The 22,513-nt window shown below is 42.2% G+C and carries 19 protein-coding genes; 6 read left to right on the top strand and 13 right to left on the bottom strand.

The features are described 5' to 3' along the window. Positions 1 to 15: 15 nt before the first annotated feature. Complete coding sequence (locus FG28_RS19100) at positions 16 to 1,206, bottom strand: LETM1-related biofilm-associated protein (protein WP_036385648.1); 1,191 nt, start codon at positions 1,204 to 1,206, stop codon at positions 16 to 18. Between the two features lie 166 nt (positions 1,207 to 1,372). Here FG28_RS19100 and FG28_RS19095 point away from each other — a divergent pair, with 166 nt between their 5' ends. The 3 genes from FG28_RS19095 to FG28_RS19085 all read left to right on the top strand — a co-directional run bounded on the left by FG28_RS19095 (position 1,373) and on the right by FG28_RS19085 (position 4,176). Beyond that, a complete protein-coding gene (locus FG28_RS19095) occupies positions 1,373 to 2,065 on the top strand; it encodes a DUF4331 family protein (protein ID WP_036385646.1) in 693 nt (230 codons plus the stop codon). 19 nt (positions 2,066 to 2,084) lie between these two features. Further along, positions 2,085 to 2,828: a DUF4331 family protein gene (locus FG28_RS19090; RefSeq protein ID WP_036385644.1), complete on the top strand. Its 744-nt coding sequence runs from the start codon at positions 2,085 to 2,087 to the stop codon at positions 2,826 to 2,828. A 61-nt stretch (positions 2,829 to 2,889) separates the two neighbouring features. Next, positions 2,890 to 4,176 (top strand): tetratricopeptide repeat protein, encoded by a 1,287-nt coding sequence (locus tag FG28_RS19085; protein WP_036385642.1) that lies wholly within the window; start codon positions 2,890 to 2,892, stop codon positions 4,174 to 4,176. Between the two features lie 96 nt (positions 4,177 to 4,272). On the opposite strand, the gene FG28_RS19080 is transcribed toward FG28_RS19085, so the two are convergent. Further along, a complete protein-coding gene (locus FG28_RS19080; protein ID WP_231562658.1) occupies positions 4,273 to 4,824 on the bottom strand; it encodes a mechanosensitive ion channel family protein in 552 nt (183 codons plus the stop codon). A 63-nt stretch (positions 4,825 to 4,887) separates the two neighbouring features. On the opposite strand from FG28_RS19080, the gene FG28_RS19075 reads away from it, so the two are divergent. Continuing rightward, positions 4,888 to 5,868, top strand: a complete 981-nt coding sequence (locus FG28_RS19075) for a CorA family divalent cation transporter (protein ID WP_036385638.1) — start codon at positions 4,888 to 4,890, stop codon at positions 5,866 to 5,868. Between the two features lie 133 nt (positions 5,869 to 6,001). Continuing rightward, complete coding sequence (locus FG28_RS19070; protein WP_036385637.1) at positions 6,002 to 6,652, top strand: OmpW family protein; 651 nt, start codon at positions 6,002 to 6,004, stop codon at positions 6,650 to 6,652. Between the two features lie 91 nt (positions 6,653 to 6,743). On the opposite strand, the gene FG28_RS20520 is transcribed toward FG28_RS19070, so the two are convergent. The 11 genes from FG28_RS20520 to FG28_RS19010 all read right to left on the bottom strand — a co-directional run bounded on the left by FG28_RS20520 (position 6,744) and on the right by FG28_RS19010 (position 18,862). Further along, on the bottom strand, positions 6,744 to 7,703 hold the full coding sequence (locus FG28_RS20520; RefSeq protein WP_197062632.1) for a bifunctional helix-turn-helix transcriptional regulator/GNAT family N-acetyltransferase: 960 nt from the start codon (positions 7,701 to 7,703) through the stop codon (positions 6,744 to 6,746). Positions 7,704 to 7,808: 105 nt separating this feature from the next. Then, positions 7,809 to 8,603, bottom strand: a complete 795-nt coding sequence (locus FG28_RS19055) for an anti-sigma factor domain-containing protein (protein WP_036385635.1) — start codon at positions 8,601 to 8,603, stop codon at positions 7,809 to 7,811. A 3-nt stretch (positions 8,604 to 8,606) separates the two neighbouring features. Further along, positions 8,607 to 9,134, bottom strand: a complete 528-nt coding sequence (locus FG28_RS19050; RefSeq protein ID WP_036385634.1) for an RNA polymerase sigma factor — start codon at positions 9,132 to 9,134, stop codon at positions 8,607 to 8,609. A gap of 93 nt (positions 9,135 to 9,227) precedes the next feature. After that, the gene (locus FG28_RS19045; RefSeq protein WP_036385632.1) at positions 9,228 to 10,535 is read right to left on the bottom strand and encodes a nitrate/nitrite transporter; all 1,308 of its coding nucleotides are present in this window, start codon (positions 10,533 to 10,535) and stop codon (positions 9,228 to 9,230) included. A gap of 62 nt (positions 10,536 to 10,597) precedes the next feature. After that, positions 10,598 to 10,897: a GNAT family N-acetyltransferase gene (locus tag FG28_RS19040; RefSeq protein WP_036385630.1), complete on the bottom strand. Its 300-nt coding sequence runs from the start codon at positions 10,895 to 10,897 to the stop codon at positions 10,598 to 10,600. A gap of 4 nt (positions 10,898 to 10,901) precedes the next feature. Next, positions 10,902 to 11,117 (bottom strand): (4Fe-4S)-binding protein, encoded by a 216-nt coding sequence (locus FG28_RS19035; RefSeq protein WP_036385628.1) that lies wholly within the window; start codon positions 11,115 to 11,117, stop codon positions 10,902 to 10,904. Between the two features lie 70 nt (positions 11,118 to 11,187). After that, on the bottom strand, positions 11,188 to 11,775 hold the full coding sequence (locus FG28_RS19030) for a superoxide dismutase family protein (protein ID WP_036385626.1): 588 nt from the start codon (positions 11,773 to 11,775) through the stop codon (positions 11,188 to 11,190). Between the two features lie 375 nt (positions 11,776 to 12,150). Then, a complete protein-coding gene (locus FG28_RS19025) occupies positions 12,151 to 12,864 on the bottom strand; it encodes a DUF2490 domain-containing protein (RefSeq protein WP_036385625.1) in 714 nt (237 codons plus the stop codon). Next, the gene (locus FG28_RS19020; protein WP_036385623.1) at positions 12,864 to 16,070 is read right to left on the bottom strand and encodes a hypothetical protein; all 3,207 of its coding nucleotides are present in this window, start codon (positions 16,068 to 16,070) and stop codon (positions 12,864 to 12,866) included. Before FG28_RS19020 ends, FG28_RS19025 begins: the two co-directional genes overlap by 1 nt. 73 nt (positions 16,071 to 16,143) lie before the next feature. After that, positions 16,144 to 17,430, bottom strand: a complete 1,287-nt coding sequence (locus FG28_RS19015) for an amidohydrolase family protein (RefSeq protein ID WP_051947486.1) — start codon at positions 17,428 to 17,430, stop codon at positions 16,144 to 16,146. Positions 17,431 to 17,440: 10 nt separating this feature from the next. Further along, on the bottom strand, positions 17,441 to 18,862 hold the full coding sequence (locus tag FG28_RS19010) for an amidohydrolase family protein (protein WP_036385622.1): 1,422 nt from the start codon (positions 18,860 to 18,862) through the stop codon (positions 17,441 to 17,443). A gap of 261 nt (positions 18,863 to 19,123) precedes the next feature. Between FG28_RS19010 and FG28_RS19005 the strand changes: the two genes are divergently transcribed. Further along, a complete protein-coding gene (locus FG28_RS19005; protein WP_036385621.1) occupies positions 19,124 to 22,513 on the top strand; it encodes a ThuA domain-containing protein in 3,390 nt (1,129 codons plus the stop codon).

Genomic DNA, 22,513 nt, shown 5'->3' with positions numbered 1-22,513 from the left:
TTTGGCCCAAAAAGGCTAATCTTCATCAATACGGTTTTCATCAAAAGCGGATGGAAGCAACTTTGGGATCAACTTGATGAAAATAGGCAATAAAACTGCTCCGCCCGGAAGCATAAATATGGCCAAGGAAGGAATGCTTTTAAAAATATCCACCAACTGATTTTGAACTTTTTTCTTCTCCTCTGCACTCAAATCCTTAACGGTTGACTTGGATAAAAGAGTCAAAAGTTCCTTACTTTCCATGAGTTCTTTTTTGAGCCTTTTGCTATTTCTGAGAATTAATTTGCTCACATTTTTAGACATGCCGTCATAGAATTGAACCGCTAAATTTTTGTCGTTCAGGTAAGCGATTTTGTCCTTGTTGGCGTCAAAAAATTTCTTCACAAAATTCAGTTCAGATTGTACCTCATTTTGCGACTTTCCCAGGTCCTTTCCGAGACCAAAAATGTAGTCAGATTCTGTGTAGTCCAAAGACTTGTCTTCCCAGATGGTCAAGCAGGCTATATCCAAAAAATAATCCTTCTCAATTTTGGTGAAATTTTGGTTGAACAGGTCACGATAGGTGCCATCAAATTTTGCTTCATCCAAATTTACGTACGTAAGGGATGAGGCCAAAAGTTGTATTAATTTGGCATCATTTTCATGGGTCTCTTTGGAATTTAGAGCATGATAAGCAATGTTTATGGTCACATATTCCAACAATTGGGCATGCTCCATCATTGGAATTTTCCCCTGTAAATAGACCCTAAAAATCAATACATCCACATAAAGCAGGGAATTGGTCAGGCTGTTTCCAAAGGCACGATTGAAGGCATTTCCTCCTAAATAGATTCGGGAGTCAATTAATTTTTCCAATTGGGATTCCGTTTTGGACCCACTCAAAATTTTATTCAAAAAAGAAATTCGACTTACTTCCAAGGATTGGTAATACGCAAAGATGGTATCCACGAAGTCAGTGAAATTGGAAGTTTTCTTTTCAAATTTAAACGTAAAATAAAGTGCCGTGAGCAAATTTATTTTGGCAATCTCATCTTCACTGAGCTTGTGCTCCACTTCAATAAAGGAGGGGATATCCAAATGCACCCCATATACGAACCCATTTCTTTTAAGCTCTTGGTATAAGCTCTCAAAATCGGGAAAAATTTTGGTCTCCTTATCAACAAGGTGGCCAAACTTATTAATCCATCCAGAAGCAGAAGGGTTCATTGATTCAGGTTTGCGAGTCAAAGTAAAGCAAATTATAGGACTTTTTTGTGGGCAACCCTCAGTACACCTTTAAAAATACATTAAGATTTTTTTAACAAAACAAAACCAAACCACCCCTTCAAAGGTTCCGTAGGTAGGAGTGTATGAATCTTTAAAAACAGATAACATGAAAAAAACAACAAAGATTGCAATGGGCCTGGGAGTTTTGGCTTTATTGGCCATTGCACTGGTTTCAGCAGATCACATTGATGCACCCTCAGCGGCGGGTTCCACAGCGGATATTGCCGACTTTTATGCCTTTGAGCCCAGTGAGGGCTCCAATAATACGGTGTTTGTGGTGGATGTACAATCTGATGTTCTTCCCGAATTGGCCTATGGCTCTTTTGACGAGGATGTACTCACGGAGATCAATATTGATTTGAATGGAGATTTGGTGGAAGACCAAGTAATTCAAGCCATTGCGAGAGATGGTAGAATGTACTTTTTTGGACCGACCGCTCCGGACCAGACAGGATTGAGCAGTCAAGTACTTGTCGATTATCCCTTGGGGGATGTGGAGATTTCAGGTGCAACCCCAACCGTGGAGACCACATCAGATGGAGTGTCCCTGTTTGCAGGCCCCAGACAAGACCCTTTCTTTTTTGATTTCTTCCAGTTCAATGCGGTAATCTCTCCTGAAACGGATTCTGCTCCAGGCGGATTTCTCCCACCTGAAGAAGCAGCGGACACTTTTGATGGTGCAAACACTTTGTCCATCATTGTGGAAATCCCCAATAGTATGTTGGGAACTCCTACGGCCACAAATGCCTTGGGATTTACAGTATACAAGACTTGGGTAACAACGAATAGAAAACAATAATAACGCTAAAAGAAAAAACATGAGACTAAAACATATAACATATTTAATGGCCTTGATGCTAACGTTAGGTTTGGCAACAGCATGTAGTAATGACGATGAATCTCCAGACTATAGCGGGATGGATGATGATATGATGATGGACGATGACATGATGATGGATGATGATGATATGATGGGTACCGATTTTACGGGGACTTATGCCCAGGTTGATCATTTGGGCCGCCCTGGAATCAACACCACCCTTAGCTTTGACATGGAGGGTGAACCCAGCGTAAAAGATGCGCACAATACTACCATCCCATCTGAAATGGGAACTGCTTTCCAAGCAGGTTTTCAGGCAAGATTGGAACAATATCATGACGTGTACGCCCTTAAGTTGGGCCTTGACCCGGCAGACGTGGATTATGAGAATAATATCTTAGGACTGGATGCAGCTACACTCACCACGGTGTTGGCAGCAGATGTCTTGGAAGTAGCCCCGGATTTACCTACTACGTACTTTGACCCGGGAACGGATTTTGACAATGATGGCAGAATCTTGGTGCCGGATGGTGATGAAGTGGCTCTTACGGGCAGACACCCCAATGATGATATTATCGACGTTTCACTCATTTTATTCTTCGGTGGAGCTGAGGGTGATCGTTTCAGTGGTCAGGATTTGGATGATGACGGAATGGCGGACTTGCCAAGACTTACCTCAGATGGGGTAGGACTTACGGCAAACATATCAACAATGTTCCCTTATTTGGGGAATCCTGAGTAATTGCTATGAAAAGGAGCGGGGAGAGGCTCGTCCTCTCCCTTTTTTAAACAACAACACAATTATGGACACACTAAGATTAAAATATATTCTACTCTCTTTGGCAACAATCGTTTTGTTGTCATGTAAAAAGGAATCAGATTTTATAACCCAAAAAGATGATTATGACCGTTATCTGGCGGCAGAACCGGTAAAGACCACCTCAAAGTATTTTGAACTTTGGGACAACAAGATAAAATCGGATAGTTTGCAGTTGCTGAGCCTGGGCAATGTAGCAGGCGAGTATAACCGATTTTTTCAAAGTACTGGGGATATCAAATACCTAAAGATGGCAGAGCAATCGCTACAAAAAGCGGTTGATATTGCAGCCGTGGGAAAAGCAGGTTACTATAGGGCATTGGCCCGTAATTACATTTCCCAGCATCGGTTTAGGGAAGCATTGGAATTGGCAGAAAAAGCCAGAAGCATGGGAAGCGGTGTAAATGTTACCCAAGGACTGCTCTTTGATGTGCATATGGAGCTTGGCAACTTTGAAAAAGCCAATGCATATTTGGACAGTATCGGCAACATGTCTGATTTTGGATATTTAATCCGATTGGCTAAATGGAACGACCACAAAGGTGATTTGGATACAGCCATTCGCTTTATGGAAAAAGCTGTACAAAAAGCGGAATCTTCAAAAAACAAGAGCATGCTCCTGTGGTCCTATACCAATTTGGCAGATTTCTATGGTCATGCCGAACGTATTGAAGATTCGTACCAATTGTATATAAAAGCCTTGCAGTTGGATCCCCAAAATGCCTATGCCAAGAAAGGAATAGCATGGATTGTGTACTCCCATGAGCGCAATGGGAGGGAGGCCCTCCGAATTTTGGATTCCATCTTGATGAAGCACCAATCTCCCGAATACTATTTGTTGAAGGCCGAAATAACAGAATTTATGGGTAATGAAGCGCTTAAACTTGAGGCTTTGGACAACTACTATAAAAAAGTTCAGAATAATAACTATGGAGATATGTACAATGCTCACAATGTGGATTTTTACTTAGATATGGAGGTGCAGGAAAAAGCAATGAAACTGGCCAAAAAGGAAGTTGAAAATAGGCCAACACCAGAATCATACGGACTTTTGGCCTACAGCTACTACAAAAAAGGAGAAAAAGAAAAGGCATTGGAGCTCTTGGAAAGGCATATTGCCGGAAAAACTTTTGAACCCACAGTGCTTACCCAAGCCGCCGAAATTTATAAAGCCAATGGTAATCTTGACAAGGTAAGGGAACTAAAACAAGAATTAAAAGGGGCCGCTTATGAACTTGGCCCTGTAAAGGAATCCCAAATCTTAAATTTATAAATACCAATAGTTTTGATATTGAAAACAAAGCGGTGGTTCATGCTATTGCTTGGTTGTTGTTTTGGATACGCCATGGTTTTCCATGGCGTATTTCATTTAGTCCTCAAAGCTTTCTTCCAGCATTTCTTTTTCCTCATCTTCTTTCTTAAGAATTTCAATGCCTTTTTGAATGACCAAATTGGTGGGAATGGTAATCCTACGGCCATCATCTGTCCGCATAAAAAGATAAAAACCGCTAATATCCTCTACTTTACCGGTCCAATCGAAATCCTTGTCTAAAACCCTGATTCGGTCTCCTAATCGCAGTGGATGACTGAAAAAGAGAATTACACTTGCCGTTAAGTTGGAAAGTATGGACCATTGAGCCACAAAACCAATGCCCACAATGGCCAAGACTGAGGAAAGAAAAAGGGAAAAGTCTTTTAAATTAACGCCCCAAATCAGTGAAATCCCCACAAAGCCAAGCAAATAGAATAAAAGGTTGCTCAGATAAAAAATAATCTTCCTGCTGTTCATGTCAATGGAGCTGGTCCTTCCATACCTTCTAATGGCCCTTTTACTTAAAGAGTTCAGCGTAATGATGATCACCAATAGAATTACGGTGACCAAAATTTCGGTTTTAAAGGACATTGGATCTAACATTGACATTACTTGGTAAATTTGAATTAACTTATACTCTAAACTACAAAGAACGTATTTACTTTTACTATAATGACAACAGATTTTGAAAATAATACATGGGTCATCAACTACGCTATAGATGACTATTACAATAAAAGGTTTTCTTTGGCGGAAGACATGCAACTTTCCAAAAAGGATAAGTCCATTACATGGGTCAATACATATGGCTTAAATTATAGTGAAGAGTTCAGGTCCATGGTGCTTGGCAACGAGTTGGATGACTTTCTTCTTCGACTGTTTGCCAATCAGAATCTGGGTAACAAGGTCATCGAATTGGAAGAACAGCTCTTTATTGCTGTTCGGATTTTGAAAACAGAGAACCATAATTTAGAATCTGAACAAATGTTCTTTGTGGCAGGCAAAGATTTTATATGGTGCATCCAAGAGAAGTGGGGCGACCATTTTGACTGGATCCGCAATCGAATTTTTGATAATAAGGGTATCATCCGAAAAAAGCGAGCTGATTATTTGCTCTACTTTATTTTGGAAACCATAATTTCCAATTACAAGGAAAAATATGATGAAATCATTGTGATGGAAAATATGTTGGATAGGGCCACGAAATTGGAACCTACCCCTGAGTTTATGTTTGAAGTGGAACAGAACAAGGCCATGATCCATCAATTTAAGAAGGCCTCACATGGACTTCGGGACATTGCGGTGCGTTTGGAGCGAGTTGAGGTAAAAGGGTTTCATACCAAATATTTCAGTGAAATTAGGGAACAAGTAAACGGACTGACCAACGACATTGATTCAGATATCCAAGAGCTGGAAAGTCAGATCAACCTCTTTTTCAGTATCCAGGGGCATCGCTTGAACGAAGTGATGAAGACCCTCACCATCTTCTCCGTGATTTTTATCCCCCTTACTTTTATGGCGGGGATTTATGGGATGAATTTTGAAAATATTCCCGAACTAAATTGGCACTATGGCTACTTTATTCTTTTGGGGCTGATGTTGGTTGTCACCTTAATTTCCATCATTATTTTCAAACGGAAAAAATGGTTTTAGCACCTTCTTTTTTTGCTTAAAAAGCACACCAAATCATCGGAACTATAGTGCCAAAAGCTATTTTCCAATGATAAACATCATATTCTTGGATACCACTGCAAGCTAGTTTTGTTCAATCTTAAAACACAAAACAATGAGAAAAACAGCGCTTTTAGCAGTGGTAGCATTAATGGGAATCATGAATACCGTAATGGCCCAAGACACCTCGTCGGGAAATAATGGAAGTAAATGGCAGTTCCGCCTTAGGGGAATTGTGGTAACCCCAGATGAGAGCGCGGATATTGAGGCGATTGGAGGGGATGCATCCATTTCAACGGCATTTGTGCCTGAGTTTGACATCTCCTATTTTTTTGATGAAAATTGGTCATTGGAATTGATATTGGCAACAACAAAACATGATGTTGAAGCTGTTGGAACTGATGTGGGCGATATAGATTTGGGCCATGTGTGGTTACTCCCTCCAACCTTGACAGGTCAATACCATTTTACTGGAGGAGATTTTGTGCCATATTTGGGTGCCGGGCTGAACCTTACCTTGTTTTATGGAGTTGATGAGGGCCCTGTGGCAGATGATGTGGATTATGACACCGCTGTGGGCTATGCCTTGCAGGGTGGCTTTGACTTTATGCTGAATGATAAGTGGTTTTTAAACCTTGATGTTAAAAAATTGTTCTTGAATACGGACGCCACTGTGAATGCAACTACTGCGTTGGGAGCTACTGTGGTTGCTGATGTAGATATAAACCCATGGATTTTTGGGTTTGGAGTAGGCGTAAAACTTTAGGTTGACGGTTTTTAGTACGTTAATTGATTCGGGGAAAACAGCTTGGCAATGCCAAGCTGTTTTCATTTAAGTCTAATTTGAAAAAGTTGAATCATTCCAGTTGTAGTCTAAACCCATACACTTGGAGGTCTTCTTGTTTAAAATCCAAATCCTCTGACCGTTCAAAACCCAGCTTTTCATACATTTTCCAGGCAACTTTCATGTAAGCTGTACTATGAATAATTACCTGGCCGTGATTTTTTCCCCTGGCCTTTTCAATGCAAGCCACGGTCAATGCCCGCCCTATTCCCAACCCTCGCGCAGATGGGTCAACCGCCAACAACCGAAAGCCCGAAGCATTTTTCTCTTGGGTAACCGTTCCTCCTGCACCATAATGTTGTATATCGCCAAAATAAAGAACAGCACCAAGAATTTCATCTTCTGGAGAAATGGCCGCTAGTAACTCCACTCCTGGTTTCCGGGTAAAATCCCCAATGTTGGCCAAGGTTTTATAGTATTGGGGCTGCTCATCAGCTTTTGGGAAGCCTTCAAGTCCTGAGTACACATCTACCATGAGTTTTCCAATAGCCTTAAAATCAGATGGTTTTGCATTGCGAATGGTATAGGGTTTTGGACCAAAACGTTTTTGGTAACGTTCCTTAAATCCCAAAGCTTCAAAATCTTGCTCTAACTGTTTTAGACTTTCTAGAAAAGAATCACAGACAAACTCCCTTAAAACGTCTTGAATTCGGCTCCACTCTTTCTCAAAAGCAGGAAGTGCTTCTTTTCCTTTTTTGGAAAGCAAAATAAAGGTTTTTCGTCCGTCATTGGGGTCTTTCAGACTCTCAAGGTAGCCTTGGGCGTTCATTTTTTTGGTAATCTTTATCATGGCTGGATGCGAAAACCCCAAGGTGTTGGCAATTTCGGTTACGGTAAGCTTTCCTTTTTCCTTCAGCAATAAAAAAATAACGTGCCAATTGGGCTCAATGCCTAAATTCAAGTTTGAATAATGCTCCAAAGTACTTGCAACTATCTTTTCATTGAGTCTTTTAATACGGGCGGTAAAACCCAAGTGTTGTATTTTTTGTAAAAAGTCGGTTTGCATAAATTACGTAACTGGTTACACAAATATATTAAAAATATGTAATGGGTTACATAAATTTATATGTAGAATGGATTATGCGCCTACAGCCCCAAGGGTGTACAATTGTTCCAGGGTTGGAGTCTCGCTTCCACCTTCGGGCTCCAAGGTGATACCAAATGCTTCGGATGGGTTTGGATTTTCTAGCGTGAACAGTTTGGAGTCATTTGATGTTAAATCATCCAACAAACCAATACTGGTTGGGGTCAAAGGATCCAATTTCAACGACCAAACCTGATAGGTGAATCCCGGTGGAGGGTCTGGAAGTCCTTTTGCATCAATAATGACTTTTTGCTCTTCTTGGTTCCAATAGGCCTTGGCATAGGAGTTTGGTGAAACGGCTTGGCCACCCAAGGCAATGACCGTTACGTTCTTATCGCGAAGTTCATCCAATAGACTCTCTTTGTTGGCAATTTCTTCACGGGTTGTGGAGATGATTTCCTCAAGATTTTCTTTTTCTTGATTACTGATTTCAATTTCAGATTTTAAACTGGTGTTCTGTAAATACATCCAAAGTGTACCCGCAGCAAAAAGTATGGCTGCCGCCCAACCCAGATAGCTGCCCCAAGGTGTTTTCTTTTCAGAGGATGCAGGCGTAAACGGAATCACATCATCCAACTCAGCCTTTATTTTGGTAAAGCCATCTTCCGGCATTTTTGGGGAAGTTGTGCGGGTAAGTTCCAGCATAGCAGCCTCAATCGCCTCTATTTCCTTCTTTATTTCAGGATATTGAATGGCATAATGCTGCACCTCCAAGTTTTGCTCAGGGGTCAACGCTCCTGCAACGTAGAGTTCCAAAATTCCGGATGCTATGTATTTTTCAACTTCCATGTGCTATGCCATATTTTTCCGAATTTCGGAAATACAGCTTCGTATTCGTGTTTTAATGGTGCCAATGGGTGTTTTAAGTTCCTTGGCAGCTTCTTTTTGTGTGTATCCCTTAAAATAAAGCAAATCAATCAAAAGAATGCACTTTTCCTTCAACCCTTTCAATAGGGATTGCAGTCCAATAGTATCAATTTTTCCGTTTAAGTCCTCATCACTTTCATAGATACCTACGAGAGAATCAACGGGGAGGTTTTTCTTTTGATTTTTATGGGATTTTGAGCGCATTTCATCGATGGCAGCATTCCGCGCAATATTCAATATCCAAGTAAAAAATCGGCCTTTGGAGGTGTCGTACTGGTCGGATTTGTTCCAAATCTTCACAAATACATCCTGGCAAAGTTCTTGGGAACGCTCTGGGTCCTTGAGAATGACATTGATGACCCCACAAATATTATCCGCATACATATTGTACAACGTCTCAAACGCGACTTTATCTTTTTGTTGGAATTGTTGTATGAGGTTATCTAGATGCATAGCAAGTCTCCGCTAAAGATATGAAAAATAGCGTTGGTTCTTGGTTTAATGTGCCTCACCCGAACAGAAAATATAGGGTTCTAGGTACAATGGCTACTGGGGATTTTTTGCCTTTATGCTGGCAATCGCCATAAAGGTTAGGAAGGCCAAACCCAAATATCCTACCAATCGATAAGAACCGAATGTGGAAAAGAAAAAACTGAAAATTGGAGGAGCCAATGCACTGGCCAAGACCAAAAAACTCATCACCTTACCGGTTATGGCACCCAAATGGTCCCGCCCGTAGAAACGTGGCCAAGCAATGGCATTCAATACGGCGAAAAAGCCGGCCATGGTGCCAAACCCAGCCACTAAAAAGGGTACTCCAAAAGGGTATGCCAAGAACAAAAAGCCCGAAGCAGCCAAAATACCACCGGCTAACATTAAATAGAGATACAATTTTAAAGGAAGGCTGTCACTCAACCAATTGAATACGGTGGAGACGGTTACCGCCACAACGGAACCTGGCAAGAAAATGGAAATGGCATCTTCCTTTGGGAACCCTTCACTCGCAAAAATAGAGATTACGTGAAAGGTCAATCCAGTGATAAAAAAACTGTTGAACGCCAACGTAAAGGCATACATCCAAAAGGCGCGAGTGGCCATCGCTTCCTTGAGGTTAAATTGTTTATAGCCAATTTGAGGGGTATTGCCATCAGTTTTTGTACCATTTTTATACCCGTCGGGAACAAGTCCATGTTCCTCGGGTTTGTTTTTATAAAAAAGAAATACCAGAATGCTGAAAATGAATAAGCCCAAAGCTAAATACCGCCAGGCATTTTGCCAGCCATTTCCATCAATCAATGCGCTTACCCAAAGTGGTGAAGAAGAAAAACCAAAGGAGAGGGCAACGCTACTGAACATATTTACCTTTCCACGGTTTTTATCGAACCAAATCATGATCATGTTTCTTGAGGCCATCGTTAAGATTCCCTGTCCAGTAAAACGAAGTAGAAAGAATAGTCCCGTTATCAACACAAATGGAATGATCCATGTCTCTTGATTCAAGACTTGTTTAATGAACTCGCTCATTTGAACCGACCATGAACAGAGTAGGAGAGTAATGCCCAGTACCAAGGTGGCAAAAAAGGCCACATAACGGGCACCGTAACGATCGAACCAAACCCCACCACGGCTTATGAACAGGGAACTCATAATGGTTCCGATCATATAGGCATTACTGAATTGGTTGCGGCTTAGTCCCAATGCATCTTTTACGGGATCCGTAAAGACCGAAACCCCTATGGTTTGCCCGGGAATACTGCAGTATACCCCCAGGGTGCCCATGAACAGGATGACATACCCATAAAAAAAGGGACTCTTGGCTGGATTGATGGTGAAAGTGTGCTGGAGTTTGGACATGGTTGGTTGTCAGCTGACAAAAGTAGTGGTTTTGTCAACAAGAAAAACCTCGGGAAACTGGATTATCCGATGTTGATTCCCTTCAACACCAATTCTTTCCATTCTGGGTGTCTTTTTAGATAGAGCGCCACGAAAGGGCAGAGGGGAATAAGGGTCCAATCTTGGGATTTGATGTGCTCCAAGGCCTGTTTTATCAGTGCTGAACCAATACCCTTGCCTTCATACGAGCTGGGAACTTCGGTATGGGTGAGGTAGATTTTTTCCTTGGCCTTTATATATTCAATCTTTGCGATGGCATCGCCCAAATTAAATTGAAATTGTTTGGCCTCAATATTATCAACAAGTTTATATTCCTGTTCCATCGGACTAGGTATGGTTTTCAATATAGCTCAATGCCCCTGAGGGACATTTGGATATTTGATTCTTTAATTCTTGGGTTGTTGCATTTTCTGGCTTGATCCAAGGTCTTTCTTTTGGATTGTACACCTGTGGCAGCATTTTTACGCAGACTCCCGCATGTTGGCAAAGCTCTGCTTTCCAAACCACGGTAATCTCTCCGTTGGAATAGGTTTTTTCACTCATGGCAGTTTCTTTTGAGGTAATTAAAATGAGAAAAAAAAGCTGCCCAGTTGGGCAGCTTTTTAATATTCGTTTATTGAATAATTCCAGTGCAAGAAATCCGTGCACCAGCTGCTCCACTGGGTTGTGAAGTAAAATCATCCACACCTTGGTGGACAATTACGGCCTTGCCCAGAATATTCATGGTTTCATCATCGCATCCAATGCACCACTCATCAGTTTCAAACTCCACGGTAGCGTTACCATCGGCATCGGCTGTAAAATTACCGATATCCCCTTTGTGGTACCCTTCCTCTGCGCCCCATTGGCCATGCGGTTGAAATGTTGGGTTCCAGTGTCCACCGGTTGAGGTTCCATCATCCGCGGAACAATCCGCTTTTTCGTGGAGGTGGATGGCGTGTTCACCCTCGGAAAGACCAGAAAAAACAGCTTTCATCATAACTTTGTCGCCATCCTCGGTAAAAGTGACATCTCCACTCACACCACTATCGCTTTTGGGTTCCATTTTAAACGTAATGACTGTTGGCTCCATTTTTTCAGCCATTTGATCAACGGTTTCCTCTATTTCTTCGGAAGTTTCTTCCGCTTCTTTTTTTGTTTGCTTGCAGCTAAAGGTCGTTATTAATATCAACCCCAGCGCAAGTGCTTGTAATTTTTTCATCATAAGTATTTTTAGGTTTAAATCTAAGGTACTTAATATTTGGAGTGATGTCAACAATTTAGCCTGTCAATCCATTTTTTTGATTTTAATTTAAGATAATACGAATTTTCCAGTTGAATCGTTAGTAATATATATTGAATAACTATATCGCTAAACCATAATAAATTGACCCATTTAGCTTCCAACTATATCAACTTTATGATTTATTGCAAAAAGAGAAAATCTTTTTGTAAAGGCTATCAACGTTTAAAGCAAAATAAGCTAAAAGGTTATATTGATCAGAAGGATTACGTAAAATCTTTACGTAAAATCTATAATGCCACCATTGAACTGGAGCTGGACTATTTTGATATCCGGCACATGCGGCTTTAAGGGTTAATCCCCATCTTCACCCTGCTTTTTAAAAAGTCCCCTTAAATCTGGATTGTAGAAGAACCCAATTTGTAAACGGTCATAGACTGCATTGGTGAATTGATTCCTTAAGTAGCCAACTTGAACACTACTGTTTTCAGTGATATGTGCACCTACAGCGCCATACAATCGATTTTGCCCGAACAAATCATCTTGCAGGTTGATGAACAGCTCATCGTAAAAGTTCAAGAAAAATGTATCACTCAGGGGCAAGGTCATTTGAATACGATAACGCGCTCTGTGTTGCGTATCGGTAACATCCCCAAAATCAAGAAAACGCTGCTCCAACCGATACCGATGTTCAAAGAGAAACTCCCAGACTTTATTCTTTAGAATAAATTGCTCAAAGATTCGGTGTTCCTTACTGTTGGTTTCGTTGGGAAACTCTTCAAACGTACCGTCGGTAGAAATAAAACCATAACCCCCAGTGGCTATGGCATTGGGGTTGATGTGATAGTTGAGTCCAGTTCGCAATAAAAGCTGATTGAAATTACTGGTGGTTTCGTAAAAACGGAACTGCGCTTCGGTATGAAGACTGAATCGCTCTGCAATTTTATTGGTTCCAAAATACATATACCACGCACCCAATTTGTCCTCTCCGGTTTCTTGGGCATTCACAATACTCATAGTAATAAGGGCGACCAATAAAGTCGATATTCTTCGCAAATTTTTTGTCATTAATCTAAGCTAAAGGTTTTGGTTTCTTTAAAGGGCGACAAATCCAATAATTCTATGGATTCACGGTAGGGTTTCCATTTTTCGTTGAAGAATACATTGGTCTTGTCCAAAGCAATTCTTAACTCCTCTTCTGCAAATTCCACTAGTCTGGTTTCCGTACTGGTAATTCCTGTTTTCCTTGAATTCACGTAGGATTCGGCCGTATTCAAACGCAACATAACTGAAGGTTCCGGATTTCGGGTAATCCCTTGGCGCTTGTCTTCTTTTCCAAGATAGAGGGCAATTACGGAATCGATTTGTTTGGTAATGGTTTTGGAAGCCTCAATTTGGTCCTTGTACTTTTCTTTGTCCAAGTTTTTGAGCTCTTTTTGATACTTTTCGGCCAAATTCTTGCTTTCCACCAATTGTTTTACCGCATCCGCAGCAGTCTGGGTGTGTTTTTCCAATCGTTTGCCCAATTCGTATACCTCATTGATGGATGCCATGGAAGTATTCAATCTGGGGTCAGTTTTTACCGTTACCGAAGTGGAATCGAATGTTTCGCCATAGTTGACTTTTACTTTGTAAGTCCCCGGTTTTACATTGATTCCACCGGATTCTGTTTTGCTTTTTGAGATGGTTCGCGACGGTGAGTCAGGCCCCTTTTCATCCAAGTTCCAGTAAATTCTGTGAAAACCTGCCTTTTTAGGAGTCTTGTATTTTAAGGTTCGAATCAATCTGTCGCCATCGTAAAATTCAAAGAAGATGGAATCTTTGGTTTTTTCCATGGATTTCTCTTCAGATTTGGATGCGTCATCACCTTCCTCTTTTTGCTTAGGTTCTTTGTCTTTTTTATTTCCTTCTTTCAAATAGTAGGTAATCATGGCACCAGAATCCCTGTTTTCTCCATTGTAGAGAGCGTCACCCCCAAACCGACTTCCGGTAGGTTGTTGGTAGGCGGCCAAATAGGCATCTGGACTTTTAAAAAGGGCAACCTCCTTTTGCAGGATGGATGTATTTCCAGCCAACGTGCGAAGCGGACGAATGTCATCCAACACCCAAGCGGCCCTTCCAAAGGTGCCAATGACCAAATCCTGTTCTCTTGGATGGATGGCCAAATCTTTTGTGGATACCGTTGGGAAGCTCTTATTCCATTTTTTCCAATTATTTCCAGCATCCAAAGAAATATAGAGACCATCATCGGTGCCCAAGAACATCAGGTTCGGGTTTTCTGGGTCTTCAACGATGGAAAGGGTATAGCTTTCCACATCGTTTTGGTCCACGATGCGGGTCCACGTTTTCCCATAATCCTTGGTTCTATAAGCGTAGGGCGTATAATTAAACCTTCGATAATCGTTGGCAATCAATAGTGCTTCCCCTTTATTGTTGTGTGAAGCTTTTATCTGCGGAATCCAACTGCCTTTTGGCAAACCTTTGATGTTGTTGGTAACCTCCGTCCATGAAGTGCCACCATTTTGGGTAAAATGAACCCGACCATCATCGGTACCTACCCATAGCATATCCTTTTCAACAGGGGAAGGTTCAATGACAATGATGGTGCAATGGTTTTCTGCTCCGGTGGCATCCATGGTAAGACCACCACTTTCACTTTGTTTCTGTTTTTCAGGATCATTGGTAGTTAAATCTGGAGATATCACTTCCCAAGTCAGCCCCTTATCAGATGATTTATGCACAAACTGACTTCCAAAATAGACCGTACTGTTATCAAACGGGTCTTGACCAATGGCCGCATTCCAATTGAATCGGAGCATGGTTTCCGGGTCGGGTGGGGTAGGGCGGACGGTATAGTTGTTTCCGGTGATCCAATCGTAACGCCGTACATGACCTTGTTGACTCATAGCGTAACCAAATTGACTATTGTCTTTATCTGGGACGACATCAAAACCATCACCAAATGCAATTTCCTGCCAATAGCTATTGCGTATGCCCTGCTCTTTCCAAACATAGGCAGGTCCTCGCCAAGAACCATTGTCTTGCATCCCTCCGTACACATTGTACGGGAACTCATTGTCCGTACTGATGTGATAAAATTGGGCCACTGGCAAGTTTCCGATAAAACGCCAGGTTTTACCACCATTTTTGGTGATGTTCAATCCACCATCATTACCATCCAACATAAATTGACCATTTTCGGGGTGAATCCACCAGGCATGGTGGTCTGGGTGGACCCCATTGCTCACACCGTAGGCAGGCATCAATTGGGTGAAGTTTTTACCACCATCCTCTGAAACATTGATGTAGGTGAAAACGGAGTACACCCTATTCTCATTTTGAGGATCCACATAAATTTCCGAATAATAGAAAGGACGGTTGCCTATATCGTTTTTATCATTGATTTTTTCCCATTTGAATCCACCGTCTGTTGATTTGTAAAGGGCATTCTTCTTTGCTTCCACCAAAGCGTAGACAATATTGGGTTTGTTTCGGGCAATCGCAATGCCAATTCGTCCCAATTCGCCTTTGGGCAATCCATCTTCATCTGTAATTTCTTTCCAAGTAGCGCCTCCGTCATGAGTCATGTATAATCCACTTCCTTCCCCACCTGATTTAAAGAACCAAGGCTCGCGTTTGTGTTCCCATATGGCCGCAATCAATTTATTGGGGTTTGTGGGGTCCATGACCAAATCGGCCACCCCGGTTTTGTTGTTGACGAACAATACCTTTTCCCAGGTTTTACCACCATCGGTGGTTTTAAAGACACCACGTTCTGGGTGCTCGCCCCAAGGGGAACCAATAGCCCCTACGTAAACAATATCAGGGTTGGTTGGGTCAATAATGACGCGATGAATGTGCCGGGTTTTTTCCAATCCCATGGATTTCCATGTTTTACCGCCATCCAAGGATTTGTAGACGCCGTAGCCTCCGTTAAGACTGTTTCTGGGATTCCCTTCACCCGTACCCACCCATATAACAGAGGGGTTCGACTGTTGGATGGCCACGGCACCAATAGATGCGGTGACTTGATCATCAAAAACAGGTTCCCATTTGATGCCACCAGAGCTAGATTTCCATAAACCACCAGAAGCGGTGCCGACGTACATCACATCAGGATTGGAATGCAGCACGTCAATGGTGGTAACCCTACCGCTCATTCCAGCGGGGCCAATGTTTCTGGGTTTGATGTCTTGGAGCAAGTCCATTGAAAATTCTTGGGAAAATAGAGATACAGATGCGAGAAGCATCAAGAGGTAAAGAGGCTTTTTCATTGTTGAGTCAATTAGTCGGCTAAAGATACCAAAAACCAAAAGTGGTTTTCTTAAAAGGATGTTAATGGACTTGTTATTCGTCTTTGTAGATAACCCCATCCTTCATCACAAATTTCACCTCTCGCATTAGTGCAATGTTCTCGATAGGATTTCCTTCCACAGCAATGATGTCGGCCAAATATTCTGGTTGAATTCTTCCCAAATCATCCAGATGAAATATTTGAGCATTTACCGAAGTCGCAGATTGTAAAACATTTAGCGGTTGCATGCCATAATACACCATAAGTTCTATCTCCCTATAGTTTTCACCGTGTGGAAACACGCCCACATCCCCTCCAAAGACAATATCCACTCCAGATTCCAAGGCAAGTGCAAAAGATTTTTTCTTCTGAACGATTCTATCGGTGTCGGGTTCCCTGTCCTTTTGCCACCCTTTATATTGCTCAGTGGCATCACCGGCAGCAAGTGTGGCACAAAGGGCCACATTATGCTCTTTCATAAGTTTGAAAATTTCGGATGTGCCGCCATCACCATGCTCAATAGTTTCCACTCCGCCTAAAATGGCACGTTTCATTCCTTCAGGAGTGCTGGCGTGCGCCACCACGTAGCGACCCGCGGTGGTAGCCGTAGCAACCATGGCGTCTATTTCTTCTTGTAAAAAGGTAGCTTGGGAAGGTTCATCCTTGGCCCAACGGTAGTCGGCATAAATTTTTATGAGATTGGCCCCGCCACCCATTTGATTTCGAACTTCTTTAATGGCTTCAGCTTTGCCGCTCACAGGGACAGCGCCCAATGGAACAGTAACTCCTTCGTGAAAGCCTTTTGGGCCGTAGGCTCCCGTTGCCACAATAGCAGGGCCGGCCACCAGTAATCGGGGACCGGGAATAATCCCCTCATCAATGGTTTTCTTGAGATATACATCTGTGTAGCCAGCGCCTTCAGAACCAAGGTCGCGCATAGTAGTTACGCCGGCCATAAGGGACTTTTTGGCATGCACGGTTGCACGAACGGCCCTTTCTGCCGAGGATTCTTTGAGGACCTGGTCGTTCCATTCCGTTTCATTGTAGGGATGCAAAAGGATATGGGAATGTCCTTCAATGATACCCGGCATCAAAGTTTTACCTTTTAATTCTTTTCGTTGATAGGAGTTGGCGCGTTGTAATCCTGTTTCGGGACCCGCATAAACAATTTTGTTTTCATTTACGGCTACTACCCACCCTGAATGCATTTCCTCCCCGTCAAATACACGGTCAGGGAGCAATAGGTACTGTGCACGAATGGGAATGGCAAAGAAGAGTAATAGGATAAAACCCCAATAGTTGGTGTGATTCAGTTTTTTAGAAATGACTTGGTCTAACATAGTTTGATTTTTAATCCATTACTGCACTTTCAAGAAGTGCATTAAGTTGTTCTTTGCTAAATACTTGGTTTCCCTTGAGCACAGCATAGATGTTTTGGGTTTGTTCGATGTCTTCCAACGGATTACCTTCTAAAATGACCAAATCGGAAACTTTTCCTTCTGAAATAGTTCCATAATCGTTGGATTTTTTCAAAAATAATGCGCCGTTATAAGCTGAAGTTCGTAAAGCATCCAATGGAGAAATCCCTGCTTCTACCATAGCTTTCAGTTCATCGTGCAAAGAAATTCCTGGATACACGTAGGAGTTGAAAGCACCACTATCTGAGCCGGCCAAAAGACCTACATCGGCAATATCCAACGATTTTACCAACTGACCAAAAAAGGTATCCAGGTCCTTTCTGTTTTTTCGGGCTTCTTCAGATGACCGGAGCGCACTTTGAATTCTCCTTTGATAAGTCGCTATAATTCCTTTGCCCATATATTTTAGATAAGGGTCGTTAGTATGGTCCACTTCGTCCAAATAACTTAGGGTATTCCCCACATGAAGGGTAGTAACCACAAAAACATTATTTTGCTTCAATTTTTGAAACGTGCGTTGGGCGGTACTGTCGGCATACCCATTCATCAGTAAAGGCAGGGCATCCCAAAACCCCATTTCTCCTCTTTTCATATTTTCGGTAATCTCCACTTCATTACTGGCGCACCCTTTCATCACATAATATAAATGTTCGATGGCATCCATTCCAGCATCCACCGTTTCATCAAACGTCACAGTAAAAGGCATGTGGCCGGAAACAATTAACCCTCTTTTTTCAGTTTGTTCGATAGTTTTGAGGTAAAGCTCACCGGAAAATTGGCTGTCGTACAACTTCACAAAATCAACATTCAGTGCTTGGAGCGAATCCAAAGCCATTGAAATATCCGCTTCATTATCTACAACAAGCGACCCGGCCCAGGTTGAGTTTGGCCCATCAATCTTTGGGCCTGAGGTGAATATGGTGGGGCCTACCAAGTCTTCATTGGCAATCTGCTTTTTCCATTCCATGACCGAGGTGGTCAAATCCCCTCCTGCATCCCTGACTGTGGTGATGCCATTGGCTATAAAGAGTTTTAAGAAGTTTTTGTTGTTTGAAATCAAAGTGTCACCTCCCCGTAAATGAATGTGATTATCCCAAAAACCGGGCAATACATATTTTCCAGTAGCGTCAATCAATGAATCAGCTTTGTATGCACTATTGGCACCCACATCCTCCAAGGATTTAATTTTACCATCGGCGATATACATATTTTTAACCACGATATTGCTAGATTCCAAATCAATTACATTGGCATTTAGAATGGCCAAATCCACAGGTTGTATATTCTTGTCTTGGCAAGCAGCCAGAAGAAGTAAGATGATAAGCAATTGCAATTTGTTGAGGGGGTTTTTCATATTTGGTTTGGTTTTTTAGGTTTATGTATATAAAACTACGATTTCCTGAAGTCTTTTTGTTGTACCTCTTTTCATTTGTTAGGGTTGGACCTTGCTGGTCTCACTTCAATAAACCCAATAGATCCTAAAGTTTTCTTAAAATTCTGTTCGGGATATATCATCTATTGGTGTAAATGTGAAATACTGGGGTAAGATTTAAAATTTGAATTTGGCACGGTACTTCAGATATATGTATTTTTAGCTGCACTTAAATTAACTTTAATGAGAAATTTATTGGTATTGACCACTGTGATGCTTGTATTGGGTCTGACAAGCTGTAGTAAAAAAAGAAGTGGGGCCCCAAAAGTGTTGGTCTTTTCAAAAACAGAGGGCTATGTCCACGCCTCTATTCCTACTGGGATAGAAGCCATTCAAAAGTTAGGTTCCGCAAACGGTTTTGAAGTTGATACCACAACCAATGCCGATCTTTTTAACGATGACCAACTTAAAGAGTATTCCGCGATTGTTTTTTTGAGTACTACCGGAAATGTATTGGACTACAGGCAAGAAGCTGCTTTTGAGCGGTATATTCAATCTGGTGGAGGATATGTTGGAATTCATGCGGCCACGGATACCGAATATGATTGGGGTTGGTACAATAAATTAGTGGGTGCACAATTTTTGAGCCATCCGAGAGGTACGCCGGAGGCGGACTTCATTATAAAAGATAAGAATCATCCATCCACCGAATTTTTTACGGATAGCGTTTGGCATCGTACCGATGAACTGTACAATTTTAAAAATCTGAACAACGATGTAAATGTTCTGGTTACCGTAGATGAGTCTACCTATGAAGGAGGTGAAAATGGAGAATATCACCCTATGGCCTGGTACCATGAGTTTGATGGTGGCCGAGCCTTTTACACGGCAGGTGGGCATACGGATGAGAGTTTTTCTGAGGAATTGTTTTTAAAACATCTTTTGGGAGGCATCAATTACGCCATTGGCAGGAATTTGGAATTGGATTATACCAAGACAAAATCGCAAATACCGCCAGAGGCTGATCGCTTTAGCAAGGTTGTATTGTCTACCGGGCAGTTTTTTGAGCCTACAGAAATGACAGTTCTCCCAAACAATGATGTGCTTATTGCCCAGCGTAGGGGAGAAATTCTCTTGTTTTCCGATGAAACCCAAGAACTTTCCCAAGTAGCCTTTCTGGATGTATATTATAAAACCTTGGAGACCCCCGGGGTAAATGCTGAAGAAGGCGTAATGGGATTGCAAAAAGACCCTAATTATGCTGAGAACCATTGGATTTATGTGTACTATTCACCAACGGGGGATAAGTGGATAAACAGACTTTCAAGATTTAAGTTTGAGGATGGCGTTTTTGATATGGATTCTGAGCAAATCATCCTTGAGGTGGACAGCCAACGTGAGATATGCTGCCATACTGGAGGTTCCATTGCTTTTGGCCCCGATAATCTTCTGTATTTATCAACAGGGGATAATTCAACTCCCTTTAATGAGCGAGATGTAAAATATGTGAACAACGGATATGCTCCTCTAAATGATTTACCGGGAAAACAACAATACGATGCCAGACGCTCTTCTGGAAACACCAATGACCTTCGTGGCAAAATCCTTAGAATTAAGGTCAACGAAGATGGTAGCTATGATATTCCTGAAGGAAACCTTTTCCCAGTGGGTACCGAAAAAACACGACCCGAAATATATACCATGGGGCACCGAAATCCTTACAGAATCTCTGTGGATGTAAAACGGGGCTACGTCTATTGGGGTGATGTTGGGCCAGATGCTCGAGCCGACAGTCTTAAAACCCGGGGTCCTCGCGGATATGATGAAATGAACCAGGCTCGTGAACCCGGAAATTATGGATGGCCCATGTTCATCGGAAACAACTTTGCCTACAAAAAATATGACTATGCAACGGGTGAGTCTGGCAGGGTTTTTAATCCAGAAAAACCCATAAACGATTCCAAGAACAACACGGGATTAAGGGAATTACCACCCGCCCAGCCTGCGTATGCGTACTATCACTATGGCGATACCCAGGAGTTTCCAGAATTTGGTTCTGGAGGTAGAAATGCAATGGCAGGCCCTACATATTGGTCTGATTTGTACCCCAATGGTGGTGGGTTACCAGCCTATTACGATGGAAAAGTAATCATCTATGATTGGATGCGGAATTGGATGAAAGCCGTACATCTTTTTGAAGATGGCTCCATAAACAAAATGGAACCTTTTGCTTCGGAGATTGAGCTGAGCAATTTGATTGATATGGAAATGGGCCCAGATGGACGGGTCTATCTATTGGAATATGGTAGCGGTTGGTTCTCTGCCAACCCAGATAGTGGATTGGGTTACATTGAATTTAATGGTGGAAACCGTCCGCCAGTCATTGATAGTTTTGTTGTGAACACCGACTCTGGGTCCATTCCCCTTTCGGTTACGGCAACTGTTGAGGCTCACGATCGGGAAGGTGATGCTATGAGCTATATTTGGGATTTGGGCGATGGAACAACGCAAGAAACCACAGAACCCACATTGACCCATACCTATAGCGTGGCAGGTTCGTACAAATTGAATGTTACAGCTAAGGATTCTCAAGGTGAAGAAGTTTCGAGTATAGATCAAACCATCGTTGCAGGTAACGAACGCCCGGTTGTAACTATAGACTTGGAACAAGCTAATACATCATTTTATGTGCCAGGACAACCCATAAACTATACCGTTTCGGTTTCAGATGCCGATGGTGAAGTAGTTGAGGACAACGTCTATGTTTCGGTTGAATACCGTTCTGGAATGGATGAAGTGAATATGAATTTGGGGCATCAACAAGTATCAGGTGCCGTGATGGGGAAAGCATTGACACAAGGTTTGGATTGCAAATCCTGCCACAAGGAAAAAGAAGCATCCATTGGGCCAAATTACCTAGAGGTTTCCGAAAAATATAAGTCACAACGTGGTGCCACCAATTACTTAATGGCAAAAATCATTGGAGGCGGTTCAGGTGTTTGGGGAGAGGTTGTAATGCCTGCCCATCCCAATGTGACCCAATTGGAGGCCAGACAGATTGCACAATACATTCAGTCGTTGACCGGAGGTGGGAATAAAAAACCATCGCTTCCATTAGTGGGAACGGTTAGACCGGAAGCCAAGGAGAATGGAGAAGTATTCCTATTGACCGCAAGTTATACGGACCAAGGAACCGAAGTGGCTTTGCCCTTGACCGGTTCAAAAACCGTTGTTTTGGCAAGCAATACCATGACTTTTCCAGAAGGTACACCAACGGAAGGAATGCAAGCCCTATCTTTTGGTGGAAGAAACATGCAATTATTGAATTCGGCCAGCGGATGGTTGAAAATGGAGGATGTGGATTTATCTCAGGTGAGCAATGTAACAGCAATTATTGGTTGGCGAACCCCCCCTAATATACCGTACACTTTGGAACTTCGTTTAGGAGCTCCCGATGGGAAAGTGTTGGGAACTGGAAAATTGGAACCGAGCGACCTTTCTGGTCAGAGTGGCGCTATTTCCATACCGATAGAAAAAACTGCAGGTGTTCAAGAAGCGCTGTATCTAACCTATAAGGCGGATGGAGAAAAGCCAAGTATTTTTACCGTGACACAACTGTTGTTCAACTTTTAG

This window comes from Muricauda sp. MAR_2010_75, assembly GCF_000745185.1.
Taxonomy (GTDB): Bacteria; Bacteroidota; Bacteroidia; order Flavobacteriales; family Flavobacteriaceae; genus Flagellimonas.
The sequence above is the reverse complement of the archived record's forward strand: the minus strand, read 5'-3'. Positions and strand labels throughout refer to the sequence as shown.